Genomic DNA, 19,316 nt, shown 5'->3' on the forward strand with positions numbered 1-19,316 from the left:
CCCGCGCCCCGTCGATTCTCGGCCTGTCTCATGGAGTCCCGCCCGTGCCGCTGAACCGGCCTGCCCTCTCGTTGGGCGCTGGACCACGCGGGGTCCAGGACGCGCGGCGCTGGGTGGTCGACACCTGCCGGGACATCGACCGGCCCGACCTCGTGGAGTGCGCCGAGCTCGGCGTCTCCGAGCTGGTGACCAACGCCCTGCTGCACGGCGCCCCGCCGATCTCGGTGCGCGTGCGGGGCACCCGCGAGCACCCCCGGGTCGAGGTGCGCGACGGCTCCACCGATGCGCCGCTGCTGCCGGGCACCGGCGGGGGCGAGGACGACGACGACGACCTGCTGCTCACCTTCGGGCGCGGGCTGAGCATCGTCGCCCGGTGCGCCGACGCCTGGGGCGCCGAGATCGAGGAGGACGGCAAGACCGTCTGGTTCGCCCCCGCCGCCGCCTTCGCCGACGGCCCGGGCGCCGCGGGCGTCGTGCGCGGCGAGGAGGCGGCCCCCGCCGTCGGTCCCGCGGACCCCGTCAGGGTGGTGGTCCGCGACGTCCCGCTCGACCTGTACGCCGCGTTCCAGCGGCACTTCCGCGAGCTGCGGCGCGAGGCGCGGCTGCTGTCCCTGGCCCACGAGAGCGACTACCCGCTGGCCAAGGAGCTCTCGGACCTCTTCGCCACCCTCGAGCGGCCGCTCCGCGAGGGGCTCGTCGGTCCCGACCGCGCTGCCGGGGCGGTCGCGGCCGAGCGTCGGGTCGGCCAGCACGAGCTCATCACCTCCCGCGCGACCACCCGCACCATGGAGCGGTTCATCACGGTGCTCGACCTCGCCGACGAGTTCTGCCGCCAGGAGCGGCTGCTGTCGCTGGCGCGCACCGCGGAGCAGCGCGACTTCCAGCAGTGGTACCTCGGCGAGTTCGTCCGTCAGGGCCGCGACGAGGAGCCGCACCCCTGGCCGGGCGCTCGGTCCGGCCTCGGTCAGGCGTAGCCGAGGTCGTGCAGCCGGTCGTCGTCGATGCCGAAGTGGTGGGCGACCTCGTGGACGACGGTGATCCGGACCTCCTCGACCAGCTCCTCCTCCGACTCGCACAGGTCGAGGAGCGGGCCGCGGAAGATGAAGATCCGGTCGGGCAGCTGGGCGCCGAACATGCTGTCCCGCTCGGTCAGCGCGACCCCGTCGTACAGGCCCAGCAGGTCGTCGGGCTCGCCCTCCGGCGGCTCCTCCTCGACGAGGACCACCACGTTGCGCACCAGGGCGGCGAGCTCGTCGGGGATGCCGTCGAGGGCGGCGTCGACGAGCTCGTCGAAGCGAGCGGGATCCATCTCGATCGGCACGGCGACAGTCTGCCTTTCGCCCGAAATGCACGGACGCCCGGATCGGTGTGATCCGGGCGTCTGATGGCGACCCCGACGGGACTCGAACCCGCGGCCTCCGCCGTGACAGGGCGGCGCGCTAACCAACTGCGCTACGGGGCCAGGTGTGTCCACCGCCTGCGCGGTGAAGCGGGGGAACTCTAACCCACGCGGGGCGAGCGTTCACAATCGAGGGCGTCTCCCCACGTCACCCCGCCTGCGCGGCCTTGCGGCCCAGCTTCTCGGCGAGCTCGGAGGCGTCGAGGTCGCCGTCGAGGAGGCGGCGGGTCGGCCAGGCGCTGGTGTCGAGGCCGCTGAGCCGCTCGAACAGCGCCAGGTCGTCGGCGTACCGCTCGGCGAGGACCTGGAGCACCTCGGCGGACGGGCCGGTCCGGTCGGTGACCGCCGGCGTCGGGTGCCGCCGGAGGTCCGGCGGGATCGGGCCGTACGGCGAGAGGCCGAGGAAGTCGGTCAGCCGCGAGGCGACCGCGGCCTCGTCCTTGACCACGTCGATGAAGTCGATGAGCAGCCACTGCTCGCGCGGGAACTGGGCCAGGCCGCGCTCCAGCTGCCTGCCGTAGAAGCCCCGCGCCACCGCGGTGAAGTTCCGCAGCTGGCCCGTGGTCCAGCCGTCCGGCTTCACCTCCGGGATGCCGGGCGGCGACCAGTCGAGCACCAGGGAGTCGAAGTCCGGGAAGGTGTCGCTCCGCTTGCCCTGGCGCGTGACCTGCATCATCCAGTGCGAGAACGCCCGCTCGATCGGGTCGCGGAACGACGCGATCAGCAGCATGTCCGGGTTGTGGGCGTGCATCCGCTCCAGCGCCTTCGGCCAGTAGAGGTACGACGGCGTCGAGTCGCCCGCGATCCGTTGCCCCGGCTTGGTCACCCGAGCCCGGTAGTCGGAGAGATCGGGGGCCGACCAGTCGCGCTTCTCGTCGTCGAAGACGTGCAGCTCCTTGTGCGCGGGGCGGGCCACCTCGTCGTGCCGGACGAGCAGGGAGAAGAGGGTGCTGGTGGCCGCCTTCTGGACGCCGACGATGGAGTACGTGATGGGTAGCGTCGCGTCACTCACGGCGGCGAGTCTTTCACGCATCGAACCTGGCACCCCCAACGGGATTCGAACCCGTGCTACCGCCGTGAAAGGGCGGGGTCCTGGGCCGCTAGACGATGGGGGCCGGGACTGCCCGCACAGCATAATGGCCGCCGCCGGCCGGCCGTGCGGCGCCACGGGCGCACGACGCGGACTCGGATTCGGAGCGCCCCGAAGGCTCCTGTAGGGTGTCGGTCGCTCGGGCAGGTAGCTCAGTTGGTACGAGCGTCCGCCTGAAAAGTGGAAGGTCGGCGGTTCGACCCCGCCCCTGCCCACGAGCAAACGCAGGGCTCTGACCTGCGAGAAGAGCCCCGCCGGTATCCGGCGGGGCTCTTCTGCGTCAGGTGGGGGTCGGGTCTGGGATCAGGTCGGCGGGAACCGCGGGCTGGTCCGCAGCACCAGGTCGGGATCGACGGTGCGCAGGGTGTCGGGCTCGAAGCCGTTCCGGACGCCCCACAGGACCGCCTGCGAGCGCCGGGTGACGCCGATCTTCTGGTACGCCGACCGGATGTAGGTCTTGACGGTGTTGACGCTGAGGAACGCCCGCGCCGCGATCTGCTGGTTGCTCAACCCCTGGGTGATGAGCGCGATGACCTCGGCCTCGCGCGGGGACAGCCCCGCCGACCGCCCGGGCCAGTCACCGTCGCCGTCGCGGCTCGACTCCTCGCTGCCGGCCAGGATCACGATCTCGCCACGGACGACCCGCGCCAGCGCCGCCACGATCTGGGGTCCGGTGAGCACCTTGGACAGGTAGCCCCGGGCTCCGTCGTCGATGGCTTCCTGGATGAGCCGGGGCTCGAGGTTCCAGCTGTAGACCACCACCATGGCGTCGCTGTCGCGCACGAAGTCCTTGAGGTCGACGCCCCGACCCTCGACCTGCGCGAACGTGTCGAACAGGACGACGTCGACGTCGGAGATCACGGCCGTCGAGGCGCCCGTCTCGACCACATCGATGCCCTCGTCGGCGAGGAACGCCGAGACGCCGGCAACCACCACCGCGTAGTCGTCGACGATGGCCAACCGCAAGGGACGCTTCTCCGCCTCCATGCCCCGGACTGTAGAGGATCGAGAGCGCCACCCATCCGACCAGGCACCGGCTCCGAACCACCCTCAGCAGCCCGGGAGTTCCATGTCCTCCCGGGCTGCCCCATGCGCACCGCCCCCGCCCCCACCGGTGGTTTGAGCAGACGAAGGCGCTCTGGCGCCTGAGCGTTCTCGAAACCCGGTGCCCCGACAGACAACCCCGACCCCGCGAGTCGGCGCTTGTGTTCGCGGTCCGGAGCGGGACACAAGCGCCGACTCGGCGAGTGCCTCGGTGGTCGAGCAGGGACGAAGTCCCGGTGTCGAGACCCGGTGAGGTGCCTGGGGTGTCGGGTGGAGGCTGCTTCTCGACTCACCGGGTCTCGACAACGTTCAGGCGCAGAGCGCCTTCGCTGCTCGACCACCGGCGGTCGGTGGTCGAGCAGGGACGAAGTCCCGGTGTCGAGACCCGGTGAGGTGCCTGGGGCGTTGGGTTCAGGCTGCTTCTCGGCTCACCGGGTCTCGACACCGCTCAGGCGCAGAGCGCCTTCGCTGCTCGACCACCGGCGGGACGCCTTCGCTGCTCGACCGCCGGCGTTACCTGGGCCACGGATCCTGCGGGCGGTGGTCGTGGGTGGTGGTGCGGTCGGGAGGATGGGTCGGTGACATCCCTTGCTGACCGCCTGTCCCTGCCGCACGGCCCCGAGTGGCCGAACCGGTTCGCGCTCGCCCCACTGACCAACACCCAGAGCCACGACGACGGGACGCTGTCCGACGACGAGCACGACTGGCTGGTGGCCCGTGGGCGTGGCGGGTTCGGGCTGACGATGACCTGCGCGGCGTACGTCGCTCCGGCGGGGCAGGCGTGGCGGGGGCAGCTCGGCATCGCCTCGGACGCGCACCTGCCCGGGCTCACCCGGCTGGCGGAGAGCCTGCGCGCCACGGGGACCCGGTCCTCGGTGCAGCTGCACCACGGGGGCCGTCGCGCGGACCCGGCGCTCAGCGGCCGGCCGAACCAGTGCCCCTGGGACGAGCCGGACAAGGACGCGGTCGCGATGACGACCGCCGAGGTGCACGAGATGGTCGCCGACTTCGTCGCGGCCGCGGTGCGTGCCGAGCGCGCGGGCTTCGACGGCGTCGAGGTCCACGGCGCGCACGGGTACCTGCTCGGGCAGTTCCTCGACGCCCGGCACAACCAGCGCACCGACGGGTACGGCGGGTCGCTCGACGACCGCGTCCGGGCCCTGACGGAGGTGCTCGAGGGCATCCGCGCCGCCACCGGACCCGACTTCCAGCTGGGGCTCCGGCTCACCCCCGAGGGCAACGGCATCACCCTGCCCGAGGGGCGCGAGGTGGCCCGCCGGGTGCTCGCCGGCGGGACCCTCGACTACCTCGACATGTCGTTGTGGGACGTCTTCATGCGGCCGCGCGGCGCCGGGCACGACGGGCTGCTCATCGAGCACTTCACCGACCTGCCCCGCCACGGCGCGCTCCTCGGAGTGGCCGGCCGCGTGCTGTCCGCCGCCGACGCGCGGTGGTGCCTGGAGCAGGGCGCCGACTTCGTCTCCGTCGGGACCGCCGCGATCCTCCACCACGACTTCGCCGCCCAGGCGATCGCCGACCCCGACTTCCAGGTGCGGTCGCGCCCTGTCCCGCGGGACGTGCTGCGCGACGAGCACGTCGGGCCGGCGTTCATCGACTACCTCGCCGCAGGCTGGGACGACCTCGTGGCGTGATGTCGGTCCCGGTGCTTACAGTGACCTGGGTCACATCCGCACCCGCGTCCTGCTCGGAGGAGAACGCCATGTCCACGACCGCCTCGCCCGCCGCACCGCCCACCCTCCAGCCGTCCCTCGACCGCCGCCGCCTGCTCGCGGCGGCGGGCCTCGGGGGCCTCGCGACCGCCGCCGCCTCCGGCGAGGCGTACGCCGCACCCGGGCTCGACCCGATGGACCTCAGCTTCGACATCGTCGACACCCAGCGCCCGCGCGACCTGGTCGCCGACCGGTTCGTCGAGCTGCGCGACCGGTTCGGGGGCCGCGGCCCGCGCTACACGGTCCTCTCGCCCAGCGACCAGCCCGGCCGCGTACGCCGTCGCGACGGCCGGCTCGAGATCGGCGGCCGCGACCCGCACTTCACGCTGCTGCGCTCGACGACCGGGCAGCGGGCGCCGTACGCCTCGGTCGTGGTGCAGGTGGCCTCGATGTCCGGCGACGACGAGCGCGACCGCGTGTACGCCGGGCTGGTGGCGGACGCGGGCGACCACGTCCTGGCCTGGTACGACGCGGCGACGGGCCGCGCCGGCATCGACGTCTCCGTCGACGGCGTGGTCACCGAGCTCGGCAGCGCCGAGGCGCCGGCCCTGACCGGGGGGTTCCGGATGGCGTTCAGCCTCACCAGCAGCACGGTCGTGGTGTTCGTCGAGGGCGGCGAGGGCCTCCAGCCGCTCGTGCAGGCCCGCCTCGACGACCACGTCGACCTGCGGCGCCCGGCGCTGCTGGCCCGCTACCGCAACGGCTTCGGCGCCGAGTCGGGATCGGGACGCACCGAGCTCGCCGCAGTCGAGGCGGGCTACTTCGGCGAGCTCGGCCTGCGTGACCCGCACCTGGTCACCCGCGCCGACGGCACGCCGTACCTCCGCGACGGCAAGGCCTACCTCACCTTCACCCAGGCGGGGCTGGCGTTCTTCGAGACCGCCCACTGGGGCGTGTGGACCCTCGACCTGCGCACCTTCGAGCTCGAGCAGGTCGCCAATCTGTTCTTCCGCCGCGAGGGGCTCGACGCCGTGCTCGGCGACCACGCCGGGCACCTGGTGCTCGACGAGCGCAACGACCGCTGGATCGTCACCAACAGCACCTGGGGCGACTTCTCGTTCGAGGGCGTCGAGATCAACTACACGACCGTCTCGACCCGCCGTGACCTGCTCTCCGGGGTGCACGTGCTCCGCACCAGGCGCCTCCCGCTGCCGCTCGCCGACCTGCCCAGCGAGGCCGTCGGCCAGTGGGACCCGCACGTCGTCCGCATCCGCGGCCGCTGGTACGTCGCGTTCGTCAACGCGCGGGCGTTCTTCAACTTCTACCCCGCCCTGGCGCGCAGCGCCCGGGGCGCCGACTTCGACGACGGCCTCCGGCTCGTGGGCGCCGACGCCGACAAGGTCGAGACCGAGGGCACGGTGATGCAGAAGTTCGGCGACTCCTGGTACGTCCTGGCCAGCAACGGCGACGCCTCGCCGGAGGAGATCCGCGGGCAGTACCCCGTCTACGACCTGCAGATGGACCAGGTCGGCGTGCTGGACGCCCCGCACCCGACCAACATCCCGTGGCCGATGGTCATCCCGGTGCCGACGCGCAACGGACGCACGCGGTGGCTGATCGTGACCTTCAACGGCACCCAGTTCGAGGAGCCGCTGCTGGGCTACGGCACCCACGGAGACGTCGTGGTGATGGAGGCCGATCGCACCACCCGAGGCAGGCAGTTCCCCCGTCGGTGAGGCCGGCGGCGGAGGTCCTGTGCGTCCCGGGAGTGGGTCTCGACGCCGCGGCGTGGCGACCCACCCTCGACGGCCTGCCGCAGTGGCCGTCCGCCGTCGCCGTGCTGCCGGGGTACGGCGCCCGTCGGCGCCCCGGTGAGCCGCTCGACCCCGTCGCGCTGGGGCGCCGGGTCGCCCGCGAGCGGCTGGCCGGGCGGTCCGGCGTCGTCCTGGTGGGGCACTCCGCGGGCTGCCAGGTGGCGGTCGAGGCCGCCCGGGCCGCGCCCGGCTCGGTCGCCGCGGTGGTGCTGATCGGCCCCACCACGGACCCGCGGGCGCGGTCCTGGCGGCGGCTGGTGGTCCGCTGGCTGCGCACCGCCGCCCACGAGCGCCTCTGGCAGGTGCCGACGCTGGTCCGGTCCTACACCCGCACCGGTCCCCGCCACCTCCTCGCCGCGCTGGGCGCGGCGCGGCACCACGACGTCCGCGCGGCCGTGCGGGCGCTGGACCGCCCCGTGCTGGTGGTCCGCGGCCCGCGGGACCGGATCTGCCCCGCCGACTGGGCGAGCGAGCTCGCGTCGTACGGCGCCCCGGGGTCGCGCGTCGTGACGCTGGCGGCCGGGGCGCACATGGTCCCGCTGACCGACGGACCGGCGGTGGCGGCCGTGCTGCGTGAGGTCCTCGGCTAGCTGCGGAGCACCGGCAGCAGGTCGGCGGCCGGCTCGGAGTACTCCACCCGCACAACGTGGTCCCCCGCGAACCGCAGCGAGGTGACCGAGCACAGGCTGCACTGCCGGCGGCGGGGGTCGTGCACCCGGCTCCGGCCCTCGAGGTGCCGCCGGGTCGCCCAGATCGGCAGCTGGTGGGAGACCAGGACCGCCTCGTGGCCGCGGGCGGCGTCCCGGGCGGCCGCCACCGCCAGCAGCATCCGCGCCACGACCTCGGCGTACGGCTCGCCCCAGGAGGGCCGCACCGGGTTCCACAGGTAGCGCCACGCCGCGGGGTCGCGCAGCACGCCCCGCCCGCCGGCGAGGCGCCGGCCCTCGAGGTGGCTGCCGGCCTCGACGGCGCGGTCGTCGGCGACGACCTCGAGACCCCGCCGGTCGGCGAGCGGCTGCGCGGTCTGGCGGGTGCGCTCCAGGGGTGAGGCGCACACGTGGCGGACGTCGCGCTCGCCGAGCACCTCCGCGACCCGGGCGGCCATGGTGTGGCCGAGCCCGGAGAGCGGGAAGCCCGGGAGCCGGCCGTAGAGCAGCCCGGAGGGGTTGTGCACCTCGCCGTGGCGCACGAGGTGCACCGTGGTCAGCTGTTCCGCCACCGGAATCCCCTTCCGTCGTCGCGCCTGTGTGTACCCGCCTGCCCTCAGGGCACCACGGCGACCACGACGATCGGGCCGAGCTCCCGGCGGACGAACTCCGGGCCGCTGAACAGCTCGTCGGGGAAGGTCACCTGCTCCCGGCGGGTCCGGTCCGGGAAGTCGTCGACCATGAACGGCAGCACCAGCTCGTCCCCGACCCGGCGCAGCACCAGCCCGTCGACCTCGTCGAACCCGTTGTCGCGCAGCAGCCCGGCGGCACAGGCGGAGTCGTCGCACCGGGCGACCTCCTCGAGCAGCGCCACCCGGTCCTCGAACTGTCCGTTCGGGTGGGAGTAGATGCTCTTGTACGCCAGGAACCCCTGCACCGGGGTGGTCGCGAGCAGGTCGACCTGCGAGGTGACCAGCACCGCCTCGTCGAGGGGTACGTCGGGGCGCAGCTCGCGCCAGGCCGAGCGGACCTCGGCGACCGACGGGTCGTCGGGGTCGACGAACAGGGTCGGGTAGTAGGGGTCCTGCCCGACCGTCCCGCTCGGCACCGAGCCGTCGGGGTAGCGGGTCGTGTGCGCGAGCAGCGCGGGCGGACCGGTCACCCACAGGGTGGCGAGGTGGTGGCCGGCGTGCCCCCCGGCGAGGGCGGCGGCCAGGACCGGGACGAACGCCGCGGCCCCCCGTCGTACCGGCAGCCGTCCCCACCAGTCGATCAGCCCGAGGACCCCGCAGACGAGCAGGACCATCGTGAAGGCGTCGCGGGTCTTGAAGGCGAGCAGCCCGACGTCGTACCGCTCGCCGACGGCGCCCAGGGCGAGGGTGGCCAGCGTCCCGGCCACCGCGAGGGCCAGCGCGCCGGCCAGCTCGTGCGCCTCCCGGCGCCGTACCCACCGCCAGTCCGCCCAGGCGAGCCAGAGCGCCCCGACCAGGACCAGCACGCCGAGCGTGTCCAGCGCGTCGAGGGGCTCGACGAGCAGCGGCACCGGCGGCCGGTTGCCCTCCGGCACGGCGAACCGCAGCTGCAGGCTGTCGGCCGGCAGCCGCAGCCGGGCCACCAGGACCGGCAGCCAGGAGACCGCCGACACCGCCAGCCCCACCGCGCCGATGGCCAGGGCCCGCCGCCACGGCAGCGGCGACGGACGCCGGGCGGCGACGGGGCCGCGGCCGCGGGCCGTGTCGTAGCCGAGCGCGAGCACCGTCGCCACGCCGAAGGGCAGGAACCAGTAGGTGTGGACGAGCATCAGCAGCCCCAGCACCAGGCCCAGCCGCCACGCCGGCCAGCGCTCCACCCCCGGCGCGCGGACGTCGCGCACGGCCAGCAGCCACCAGGGCAGCAGGCAGGTCAGCACCAGCCACTCGTCGGGCTTCTGCGGGTGCGCGGTCCACACGCTCACCAGCCCGGCGACCGCGACCGCCGGGATCGGCCCGACGACCTGCCGCCAGAGCAGGTACGCCGCCACGGGCACGAGCACGGCGACGGCCAGCTGCACCGGCTTGACCGCCTCCCAGCCCTCGATCCCGCTCACCGCGGCGAGCCGGCCCTGCAGCCACCCCAGCGCCGGCGGGTAGTACGCCGGGAGGTCGGCGTACCCGTAGTCGACCAGCGCCGCCGTCTCGGCGTACCGGGTGGCCATCTGGGTGCGGAACGAGGAGTCCGCGAACAGCCCGGCCCAGCCCCACCGGGTGCCGTGCAGCGCCGCGGTGCCCGCGGTAGCGAGCAGGACCCCGGCCAGCACCACCCCGACGTCCGCCGCCCGCGCCCGCGATCGACGGGCCACGAGGGCGACCGCCGCCCCCGCCAGCCCGGCCGCGCAGGTGAGCCCCCAGGTCACCCGCTCGCGCCACACGTGCTCGACGACCCGGACGTCGAGCGCCGCGACGACGAGCGCCGCCGCGGCCGCACCGAGGGCTGTCGCGAGGAGCAGCAGCCAGGGCCGGAGCGGCATCGACGTCCTCTTTTCCTCGATCCGGCGTTCAGGTCGTGATGACGGGGTACCCCGCGCCCTCACCTCTGGGAGGCAATCATGGCCAGCACGTCGGAGCGGTGGCCCGTCCCCGTCGACGAGCGCGCCCTCGCCACCGCCTCCCGCGGCCGGCGCTGGTACGCCCTCCTGCTCGGCACCCGTCCCCGGCAGGCGCTGACCAAGAACCTCCTCGTGCTGACCGCCCCGGCCCTGGGCGGGCAGCTGCTGAGCGACGCCGCCGTGGTGCCGGGGACCCTGGTGGCCTTCGTCGCCTTCGTGACCCTCTCCTCCGCCGTCTACCTCGTCAACGACGTGCGCGACGTCGAGCTCGACCGCTGCCACCCGACCAAGTCCCGGCGCCCGATCGCCAGCGGGGCGCTCCGCGTGCCGTTCGCCCTCGGCGGCGCCATGGTGCTGGCGGCCGGCGGCCTGGGCCTGGCACTGTGGTGGTCGCCTGCGCTGGCCGTCGTCCTCCTGACCTACGTGCTGGTGCAGGCGGCGTACTGCACCCACCTCAAGCACGTCCCCGGCGTCGACATGGTCACCGTCGTCAGCGGGTTCGTGCTGCGGGTGGTGGCCGGGGGCGTGGCCGCCGCCGTGGAGGTGTCGGTGCCGTTCGTGGTGGTGGTCGGGCTGGCGGCGCTGTTCATGGTCGCAGGGAAGAGGTACTCAGAGATGTGGATGCTCGGGGCGGCCGCCGGCACGCGGAGCAGCCTGGCCCGGTACTCCCTGCGGTCCCTGCGCGTCGTCTGGGCCCTCTCCGGGGCCTTCGCCGTCGTGGGGTACGCCGTCGCCGCGACCGGCCTGGCGCCGCTCGGGTCGGCGGCCGCGGCCTGGGCGATCGTCTCGGTCCCGCTCTTCGCCGCCGGGATGGCGCGCTACGCGCAGCACGTCCGGCTCGGCCGGGCCGGGTCACCGGAGCGCGTCGTCTACGGCGACTGGATCCTGCAGGTGCTCGGCGCGCTCTGGCTGGCGCCGCTCGTCGCGGCGGTCGTGCTCGCGTGAGCGGGCCGACCACCGTCCGGCGCGCGCTCACCGGGTGGGGCCGGACCTCCCCCGGGGTCGCCGAGGTCGCCGGGATCCGGTCCCCGGAGGACGTCGTCGCGCTGCTGGCCACCGGGGTGCCCGGCCGCGGGGTGCTGCCCCGCGGGCTGGGCCGCAGCTACGGCGACGCGGCCCAGAGCTCCGGTGGCCTGGTGCTGGACATGACCGGCTGCGACCGGGTGCTGTCGATCGACACCGAGCAGGCCGTCGTCCGGGTCGAGGCCGGGGTCGACCTAGACCGGCTGACCCGGGTCCTGCTCCCCCTAGGCCTCTGGCTCCCGGTCGTCCCCGGGACCCGGCAGGTCACGGTGGGCGGGGCGATCGCCGCGGACGTGCACGGCAAGAACCACCACGTCGCCGGGTCCTTCGGCGCGCACGTGCTCGAGCTGGACCTGGTCACCGTCGACGGGAAGACGCACACGCTGGGCCCCGACGGGCCCGACGCGGCGCTGTTCTGGGCCACGGTCGGCGGGATGGGCCTGACCGGGGTCGTCGTGCGCGCCACCCTGGCCTGCCTGCGCACGGAGACGTCGTACGCCGTCGTGGTCACCGAGCGCTGCCGGGACCTCGACCACCTCCTCGAGCGCCTGGAGGAGGGCGACGACCCCGCGTTGCCGTACTCCGTGGCGTGGTTCGACGCGATGGCCCGCGGCCGGCGCCTCGGACGGGCGGTGCTGACCCGGGGCCGGCTCGCGACCCGCGACGACCTGCCGCGGCGGCTGGCCCGCGACCCGGTGCGGCTCCCGCCCAGCGGCGGCGGACCGGCCTTCCCGGCCGTGCCCGCCGGCCTGGTCACCCGCGGGACGGGGATGGCGTTCAACGAGCTCTGGTACCGCAAGGCCCCCGCGCGGCCGACCACCGACGTGCAGGGGATCGGTGCGTTCTTCCAGCCGCTCGACGGGGTGCGCGACTGGAACCGGGCCTACGGCCCGCGGGGCTTCTGCCAGTACCAGTGCGTGGTGCCCTTCGCGGAGGTCGACGCCTTCCGCCGGGCGGTCTCCCTGATCGCCGCCTCGGGCCACCCCGCCTGCCTCAACGTGCTCAAGCGGATGGGCCCGTCGGGCCGGGGGCTGCTGTCCTTCCCCGCCCCCGGGTGGACGCTGGCGGTCGACGTGCCGGTCCGGCCCGTGCTGGAGCGGCTCTTCGGCCGGCTCGACGACCTGGTGCTCGCCGCCGGGGGACGCGTCTACCTCGCCAAGGACGCCCGGCTGCCCGGCGGCCACCTCGAGGAGATGTACCCGCGCCTCGGCGAGTTCCGCGCCGTCCGCGCCGCCGTCGACCCCGATGGCATCCTCGTCTCCGACCTCTCCCGCCGTCTGCTCGGCTGACCAGCCCTCCCAGGAGCCCTCCGTGATCGACGCCACCGGACGCCCGCAGTCCCTGCTGCTCCTCGGCGGGACCTCCGACATCGCGCTCGCCGTCGCCGAGGCGTACGCCGCCCGCGCCGCCGGGCTGCGGGTCACGCTCGCCGCCCGACCGACCCCGCGCCGCGACGAGGCGGTCCGCCGCCTCGAGCGCGCCGGCTGCCGGGTCGAGCCGGTCGACCTCGAGGCGCGCTCCCCCGAGTCGCAGGAGGCGGCGGTCCGCGCCGCGGCCGCGGGGGGCGACGTCGACGTCGCCGTCGTGGCCTACGGGCTCCTGGGCGACAACGAGAAGTCCTGGACCGACGTGGCCGCCGGGGTCGAGCTGGCCGAGGTCAACTACGTCGGGCCGCTCGCCGCCGGCATCGCCCTGGGGGAACTGGTCCGCGAGCAGGGGCACGGCGTCGTGGTCGCGCTCTCCAGCGTGGCGGGCGAGCGGCCCCGGCGCTCCAACTTCGTCTACGGCTCGACCAAGGCCGGCCTGGACGCGTTCTACACCGGGCTCGGCGAGGCGCTGCGCGAGCACGGTGGCCACGTCCTGGTCGTCCGGCCGGGCTTCGTCCGGTCGAAGATGACCGAGGGCCTGGACCCGGCGCCGCTCGCCACCGACCCCGGTGCGGTCGCCGCCGCGGTCCTCGCGGCGGTCGACGCCCGCAAGGAGCAGATCTGGGTGCCCGGCAGCATGCGGGCCGTGATGTCGGCGCTCCGGCACGTCCCGCGCCCGATCTTCCGCCGACTGCCGATCTGAGCGGGATTCCGCGCCCCGGGCGACCCGCTGGGTACCGTTCGGGCCATGCCTGACTCCTTCGGTCCCCGCTCGCTGACCCGGCCGGTGCAGCGCGGCCGCGACCGCCTGGTGGGGCTGTGGCAGCACCGCTACCCGACGGTCGCCGTCACCGGCATGACCGGCGTCGGCAAGACCGAGCTCGTCGACCACCTGTGCGGCCGGACCTCGGGCGCGACGACCGAGTCCGGGTCGGCCGTGATGGAGCGCCGGGTGCGCCGCGACCGGCGGCTGCGCGGGTTCCGGTTCCGGGTGGTCCCGGGAGAGAACGCCGCCACGCGGCTGGGCGCGCTCGACGAGGTCTTCCACGACGACCCGGTCGACGGCGTCCTGCACGTGGTCGCCAACGGCCTCGCCACCGGCCGTCGTACGGCGGGGACCACCGGCACGGCGGTCGTGGACCGCGAGGAGCAGCTCGCCCGCGAGCTCGAGGACTGGACCGTGACCTCGCACCGGATCGCGTCGATGGCGGTGCGCCGGTCGCGGCCGACCTGGCTGGTCGTGGTGGTCACCAAGGCCGACCTGTTCCCCGACGAGGTGGAGGAGGTCGTGCGCTCCTACTCCCCCGGCAGCGGGACGCCGTTCGGCGACCGCGTCGACGAGCTGCGCGCGCTCGCGGGCGCCGCGAAGCTCTCGGTGGACGTGCTGCCCGCCTGCAGCCACCTCGACGAGGAGACCGCCGCGGGGCGCAAGCAGCGCGACGCCTACCTGGCCGCCCTCGAGGCGCGGATGGCGCAGCTCTCCGGCCACGTCTGAGCTACCACCCGCCAGGACCGGCTCAGGCGGTGCGCTCGCGCGGCACGTCGACCCGCGGGATCCCCCCGAGACCCAGCCGGTAGCGCACGTGCCCGGCGTACTCCTCCAGCGTGCGCCAGAGCACCTGGTGGGCCGACCAGGGCAGCGGCTCCGCGCCGTCGTACCAGCTCTCGCCGAAGGCGATCCACACCGGCGTCCACTGCGCGGCGTCGTCCCACGCGCCGCGGCGCGCCATCAGCAGCCGGCGGCGCAGCTGGAACGCCGCGCGCGGCCCGTCCTCGTGCACCGGCGAGGTCGCGACCGGCCAGAGCCGCAGGTCGAGGGACATCAGGTGCACCTCGAGCTCGCGCAGCACGGCCGGGTCGACCAGGACGGTCGCCACGTTCTCGTGAGGAGGGCGCCTCATGGCGGCACGGTGCCCCTTCGGCCCCCGACCGTCAAGAGCCCCCACCCCCGCCCAGTCGGCGCTTGTGTCCGGGTCATCCCCAGCTCTTCTGTGGAGAACCCGGACACAAGCGCCGACTCGACCACTCACCCGGCAGGTTCGGCGGCGATCGGGTACGTGACTCGCAGGGCTGACGTGACACCCGCGAGAATCGGCGAAACGTCGGTGCCGGCGCATGCCGAGGGTGGAGACTGGTGGGAGGAGGCGCGTGCATGAGGCAACCCCCCGACCTGTTCCGTCGGATGATCGAGGCCAGCACCGATGGGCTGTGGATCATCGACGCGCGCGGACGGACCGTGTACGCCAACGACCGGATGGCCGCGATCCTCGGCCTCGAGCCCGCTGAGCTGACCGCGCTCGACCTCGGCGCCGTCGACGTCGAGGCCGAGGGCACCACGATGACCGAGCACCTCCGCGAGCTCGCCGCCGGCCGACCCGGCCGCGAGAACGTCGAGACCCGCTTCAACCGGGCCGACGGCAGCACGGTGTGGGGGCTGGTCAGCTGGAGCCCGGTGCCCGACGACGACGGCGGGGTGATCGGGTGGCTGCACCGGATCACGCCGTACACCGAGCGCAAGGAGCTCGTCGAGACGCTCCGCGAGCGGGAGCAGCAGCTGACCCAGTCCCAGGAGATCGCCCGGCTGGGCAGCTGGCTGTGGGACCCCCGGGACGGCACGATCACCTGGTCCGACGCGCTGTACGGGATCCTCGGGGCCGACCCGGCCACCTTCGAGGTCACCCGGGAGAGCTTCCACACCGTCCTGCACCCCGACGACCGCGAGCGCGTGCGCGCGATCGCCGACGCGGCGCTCGCGGGGCACGAGGAGTCCACCTGGGAGGCCCGGGTGCTCCTGCCCTCGGGTGAGGTCCGGTGGGTCCGGGGGCTCGGGGTGGCCCAGCGGGACGCCGAGGGCCTGCCGCTCCTGATCAGCGGCACCATCCAGGACATCACCGACCTGAAGACCGCCGACGAGCAGGTCCAGGAGGCGACCCGGCGCCTGCACCTGCTCCAGCGGGTCGCCGAGGTCTCCAACCGCGCCACCTCCCTGTTCGAGGCGGCGGCGCTCACCGCGGACGGGCTCACCACCGTCGCCCCCCGCTGGCAGCCGGTCGCGATGTACGACGTGCGGGACGGCGCGCCGACGCAGGTGATGTCCTTCGAGACGACGGCTGCGGTCGAGGAGTCCCTCGTGCACGAGGCGGCCCGCACCGGCGCCCTCACCGTCGGCACCCCCGAGGGGATCGGCGAGGACCAGTCGATGGTCGCGCTGCCGCTCCAGGCCTCGGGCGAGGTCGTGGCCGTCGCCGTGCTGCTCTCCGACGAGCGGCCCCCGGACCCGGTCTCCCGCGAGCTGCTCGAGCAGGTCGCCCGCCAGCTCGGCACCGTCGCCGAGCGCGAGCGGGCCGCGGCCGAGCTCGCCGAGGCGCGCGACCAGGCGATGGAGGCGTCCCGGCTGAAGTCGGAGTTCCTGGCCACGATGAGCCACGAGATCCGCACCCCGATGAACGGCGTGATCGGCCTCAACGAGCTGCTGCTGCGCACCGAGCTCGACGACCGCCAGCGCCGGCTCTCCGAGGGCGTGCAGAGCGCCGGGCTCACCCTGCTCGAGATCATCAACGACATCCTCGACCTCTCGAAGATCGAGGCCGGCCGGCTCGAGCTCGAGGAGGCCGACTTCGACGTCCGGGCGGTCTTCGACCAGGTCGCCGGGGTGCTCTCCGGGCCCGCGCACACCCAGGGCCTGGAGCTGGTCGTCGCGTGCCACCCCGACGTCCCGGCGTTCCTGCGCGGCGACGCCACCCGCTTCGGCCAGGTCGTCACCAACCTCGGCTCGAACGCCGTGAAGTTCACCCCGCAGGGCGAGGTCGTCGTGCGGGGGTCGGTCGTGGAGGACGACGGCGACCAGGTCGTGCTGCGGGTCGAGGTCCGCGACACCGGCGTCGGCATCCCCGCGGAGGTCGTCCCGTCGCTCTTCGACGCCTTCACCCAGGCCGACCCGTCCACCACCCGCCGGCACGGCGGCACCGGCCTCGGCCTGGCCATCTCCCAGCAGCTCGTCGCAGCGCTCGGCGGGACGATCGAGATCGAGAGCGAGCCGGGGGTCGGGAGCACGTTCAGCTTCACCGCCCGCTTCGGCCGGGCCGCGACCCCGGCGTACCGCGCCCCCGCGACGCTGCCCTCGCTGCGCGGCACGCGGGTGCTGGTCGTCGACGACAACGAGACCAACCGGTACATCCTCACCGAGCAGCTGCGGGCCTGGGAGGCGGAGCCGGAGGCGGTGGCCGGCGCCGAGGCCGCCCTGGCCTCCCTGCGCGAGGCCGCCCGTCAGCAGCGGCCCTTCGCCCTGGCGCTCCTCGACGTCGTGATGCCCGGCACCGACGGGGTCGAGCTGGCCCGCTGGGTGCGCGCGGACCCGTCCCTCGGGGCGACCCGGCTGCTGATGCTCTCCTCCGACCACTCCGTCGGCACCCGCGCGATCGCCCAGGCCGACGCGGACGGCGCGCTCAGCAAGCCGGTGCGGCACGGCGAGCTGCACGACGTCCTGGTCGCGACACTGGCACGCGGCACCTCCACCCCCGCCGGCCGCTCCGGCCGCCGGGCGCTGGATCCCCGGGCCACGGCACCGCGCCTCGGGATCACCGTGCTCGTCGTGGAGGACAACCCCGTCAACCAGCTGGTCGCCACCGGCCTGCTCGAGAGCCTCGGCGCCGAGGTCGCCGTGGCGGGCGACGGCGTCGAGGCCGTGTCCATGCTCTCCGGCGACCACCCGTACGCCGCGGTGCTGATGGACTGCCGGATGCCCCGGATGGACGGGTACGACGCCACCCGCGCGATCCGCGCCGCCGAGCCGGACGGGCGCCGGGTGCCGATCATCGCGATGACCGCCTCCGCGCTGGAGGGCGAGCGCGAGCGCTGCCTCGCCGCCGGGATGGACGACTTCCTCACCAAGCCGGTCGACGCCGCGGTGCTCACGCGCGTCGTACGCCGCTGGACGGGGCCGCAGGCCGGCGTCGGCCCGGCGCCGGACCCGCAGGACGGCCTCGACACCGTGGAGACCCCGGTCGTCGGCGTCGTGCTCGACCCCGCGCGGGTGCGGATGCTCGACGAGCTGCGCAAGGACGGCGTCAGCTTCTTCGAGCGCACCGCGGCGTCGTTCACCGGCCGGATCGGCGAGCAGCTCGGCGCCATCCAGGACGCCATCGACGCCCGCGACGCCACCCGCGCGTTCAGCTCCGCGCACCTGGTCAAGGGCAGCGCGCTGAACCTGGGGCTGCCGCTCGTCGCCGCGGCCGCCGCCCGGGTCGAGGCGCACGCCGAGGGCGGCAGCACCCGCGGCACCGAGCCGATGATGGCCGACCTGCGCCGCGAGGTCGCCCGCGCGGTGGTCGCGCTGCGGGACGCGACCGCGTGAGCCTGCTCGACGACCGCTTCGAGGTCGTCGCCCGGCACCGCCCGGTCGACCTCGTGGTCCCCGGCGACCACGCGGGCGACTACTCGGGCGCGCCGTACGTCGCGGTCACCGGCGACGGCCCGCTCACCATCGCGGCGGGCGACCTCGAGCTGACCGCCTGGTACGACGGGGGCGCCGGCCTGACCGTCGCCACCGCCGGCCGGCGCACCGAGCACCGCAGCCGGCGCCACCACCGCGCCGCCGGCCCCGTCGACGGGCTCGGGCTGGCGCTCACCGGGTCGCAGGCCACCGTGCTCACCCACGAGGCGGGCCAGTGGGTCGCGCGCGGCCGGGTGGACCTCGAGGGGCGGGTCGACGTGCGCGACGAGGCGCTGCTCGCCGACCTGCGCACCGACGGCGGTCCGGCCGGCGGGTTCGGCCAGCTCGGGCTGCGCGACGTCCGGCTGGTCACCCACACCGACGGGTCGCCGTACCGGCTCGGCCGGCTGGTGCTGCTCACCGCCACCAGCGCCGGCCCCGGGTTCTTCGCGACCGCGCACACCTCGGTCTGGAGCCTCGATCCCGACAGCCTCGACCTCGCGCACCGCGCGGACCTCTTCTTCCGCCGCCCCGGCGGCCCGGGCGGCGCCCCCGGCGTGCACGGGGACCACGCCACCCACCTGGTCCGCGACGAGGGTCGCTGGCTGGTGGCGACCAGCTCGTGGGGCGACTTCGACCGGCGGCGGCCGGTGCGCGTGCTGCTCGCGGAGAGCTCCGGCGACCTGCTGACCGGCCGGCACGTCCTCGACGCCCGGGTGCTGCCGCTGCCCACCGGCGGGCTGACCTCGGTGGGGGTCTGGGACCCGCACCTGGTGCGGACCGACGAGGGGTGGCTGGTCGGCTACGTCAGCGCCCGCCGCTACTTCAGCTTCCACCCCGTGCTCGCGGGCGGCCCGTCGCTGGACGAGCTGGGGCTGCTGGGCGCCGACCGGACCCGCCGCAGCTGCGAGGGCACCACGCTGCACCGGGTGGGGGCGGAGTGGCGCGTGCTCGCCAGCGACCGGCGGCGCGCGGAGTACCCGGTCTACGACCTGGCGCTCACCCGCGTGGGGCGCCTGGCCGCGCCGTACCCGAGCAACATCCCGTGGCCCACGGTGGTCGAGCCGGACGGCGAGAGCGGCGGGCGGCTGCTGGTCACCTTCGACGGCACGCCGTACGGCGGCCCGCTGACCGGGTACGGCACGCACGGCGACCTCGTGGTGATGCGCGCGCGCTGAGGCCGGCGTCCGGCGTCCGGCGCCGTCACCTAGCCTGGGATGTGACCCGCGCCACCCCTGCGGGCCGAC

The 19,316-nt window shown here is 74.8% G+C and carries 16 protein-coding genes and 3 tRNA genes; 11 read left to right on the forward strand and 8 right to left on the reverse strand.

The window, feature by feature from the left end; genetic code table 11:
* Positions 1–71: 71 nt before the first annotated feature.
* Positions 72–974: an ATP-binding protein gene (locus tag H4O22_RS18565; protein WP_244963023.1), complete on the forward strand. Its 903-nt coding sequence runs from the start codon at positions 72–74 to the stop codon at positions 972–974.
* Here the strand turns inward: H4O22_RS18565 and H4O22_RS18570 are convergent.
* The 4 genes from H4O22_RS18570 to H4O22_RS18585 form a co-directional block, all read right to left on the reverse strand.
* Positions 965–1,321, reverse strand: a complete 357-nt coding sequence (locus tag H4O22_RS18570) for a metallopeptidase family protein (RefSeq protein ID WP_182524789.1) — start codon at positions 1,319–1,321, stop codon at positions 965–967. The two genes, H4O22_RS18565 and H4O22_RS18570, sit on opposite strands and share 10 nt — an antisense overlap.
* Before the next feature lie 64 nt (positions 1,322–1,385).
* Positions 1,386–1,462: transfer RNA gene (locus H4O22_RS18575), tRNA-Asp, on the reverse strand.
* Between the two features lie 85 nt (positions 1,463–1,547).
* Entirely contained in the window at positions 1,548–2,411 is an 864-nt protein-coding gene (locus tag H4O22_RS18580; protein WP_182524790.1) for a sulfotransferase family protein, read from the reverse strand.
* 27 nt (positions 2,412–2,438) lie between these two features.
* Positions 2,439–2,514 (reverse strand) — tRNA-Glu (locus H4O22_RS18585).
* Between the two features lie 116 nt (positions 2,515–2,630).
* Between H4O22_RS18585 and H4O22_RS18590 the strand changes: the two genes are divergently transcribed.
* Positions 2,631–2,704 (forward strand) — tRNA-Phe (locus H4O22_RS18590).
* 88 nt (positions 2,705–2,792) lie between these two features.
* On the opposite strand, the gene H4O22_RS18595 is transcribed toward H4O22_RS18590, so the two are convergent.
* Positions 2,793–3,476, reverse strand: a complete 684-nt coding sequence (locus tag H4O22_RS18595) for a response regulator transcription factor (protein ID WP_182524791.1) — start codon at positions 3,474–3,476, stop codon at positions 2,793–2,795.
* Positions 3,477–4,111: 635 nt separating this feature from the next.
* Here H4O22_RS18595 and H4O22_RS18600 point away from each other — a divergent pair.
* The 3 genes from H4O22_RS18600 (at position 4,112) to H4O22_RS18610 (ending at position 7,607) form a co-directional block, all read left to right on the forward strand.
* Positions 4,112–5,185, forward strand: coding sequence for an NADH:flavin oxidoreductase (locus tag H4O22_RS18600; protein WP_182524792.1), 1,074 nt, complete (start codon positions 4,112–4,114; stop codon positions 5,183–5,185).
* 68 nt (positions 5,186–5,253) lie between these two features.
* Entirely contained in the window at positions 5,254–6,939 is a 1,686-nt protein-coding gene (locus H4O22_RS18605; protein ID WP_182524793.1) for a hypothetical protein, read from the forward strand.
* Complete coding sequence (locus H4O22_RS18610) at positions 6,936–7,607, forward strand: alpha/beta fold hydrolase (RefSeq protein WP_280530170.1); 672 nt, start codon at positions 6,936–6,938, stop codon at positions 7,605–7,607. The genes H4O22_RS18605 and H4O22_RS18610 overlap by 4 nt, the downstream gene beginning before the upstream one ends.
* On the opposite strand, the gene H4O22_RS18615 is transcribed toward H4O22_RS18610, so the two are convergent.
* Complete coding sequence (locus H4O22_RS18615) at positions 7,604–8,236, reverse strand: histidine phosphatase family protein (protein ID WP_220451209.1); 633 nt, start codon at positions 8,234–8,236, stop codon at positions 7,604–7,606. The two genes, H4O22_RS18610 and H4O22_RS18615, sit on opposite strands and share 4 nt — an antisense overlap.
* A 44-nt stretch (positions 8,237–8,280) precedes the next feature.
* Positions 8,281–10,170: an arabinofuranosyltransferase gene (locus H4O22_RS18620; RefSeq protein ID WP_182524795.1), complete on the reverse strand. Its 1,890-nt coding sequence runs from the start codon at positions 10,168–10,170 to the stop codon at positions 8,281–8,283.
* A gap of 78 nt (positions 10,171–10,248) precedes the next feature.
* Here H4O22_RS18620 and H4O22_RS18625 point away from each other — a divergent pair, with 78 nt between their 5' ends.
* Genes H4O22_RS18625 through H4O22_RS18640 form a run of 4 tightly spaced genes read left to right on the forward strand, consistent with a single transcriptional unit; the run spans position 10,249 to position 14,133 of the window.
* Positions 10,249–11,193 (forward strand): decaprenyl-phosphate phosphoribosyltransferase, encoded by a 945-nt coding sequence (locus tag H4O22_RS18625; RefSeq protein ID WP_182524796.1) that lies wholly within the window; start codon positions 10,249–10,251, stop codon positions 11,191–11,193.
* Positions 11,190–12,560 carry a decaprenylphosphoryl-beta-D-ribose oxidase gene (gene dprE1, locus H4O22_RS18630; RefSeq protein ID WP_182524797.1) on the forward strand — a complete coding sequence of 457 codons (1,371 nt, stop codon included), beginning with the start codon at positions 11,190–11,192 and terminating at the stop codon, positions 12,558–12,560. The genes H4O22_RS18625 and dprE1 overlap by 4 nt, the downstream gene beginning before the upstream one ends.
* Before the next feature lie 22 nt (positions 12,561–12,582).
* A complete protein-coding gene (dprE2, locus tag H4O22_RS18635) occupies positions 12,583–13,341 on the forward strand; it encodes a decaprenylphospho-beta-D-erythro-pentofuranosid-2-ulose 2-reductase (protein WP_182524798.1) in 759 nt (252 codons plus the stop codon).
* 45 nt (positions 13,342–13,386) lie between these two features.
* Entirely contained in the window at positions 13,387–14,133 is a 747-nt protein-coding gene (locus H4O22_RS18640; RefSeq protein ID WP_182524799.1) for a GTPase domain-containing protein, read from the forward strand.
* Between the two features lie 22 nt (positions 14,134–14,155).
* Here H4O22_RS18640 and H4O22_RS18645 read toward each other — a convergent pair whose 3' ends face one another.
* Positions 14,156–14,539, reverse strand: a complete 384-nt coding sequence (locus tag H4O22_RS18645; protein ID WP_182524800.1) for a hypothetical protein — start codon at positions 14,537–14,539, stop codon at positions 14,156–14,158.
* Between the two features lie 251 nt (positions 14,540–14,790).
* Here H4O22_RS18645 and H4O22_RS18650 point away from each other — a divergent pair, with 251 nt between their 5' ends.
* Together H4O22_RS18650 and H4O22_RS18655 are read left to right on the forward strand one after the other, a co-directional pair.
* Complete coding sequence (locus H4O22_RS18650; protein WP_182524801.1) at positions 14,791–17,991, forward strand: response regulator; 3,201 nt, start codon at positions 14,791–14,793, stop codon at positions 17,989–17,991.
* Positions 17,988–19,247, forward strand: coding sequence for a hypothetical protein (locus H4O22_RS18655; protein ID WP_244963024.1), 1,260 nt, complete (start codon positions 17,988–17,990; stop codon positions 19,245–19,247). Before H4O22_RS18650 ends, H4O22_RS18655 begins: the two co-directional genes overlap by 4 nt.
* Positions 19,248–19,316: the final 69 nt, after the last annotated feature.

Source organism: Nocardioides dongkuii, assembly GCF_014127485.1.
Taxonomy (GTDB): Bacteria; Actinomycetota; Actinomycetes; order Propionibacteriales; family Nocardioidaceae; genus Nocardioides; species Nocardioides dongkuii.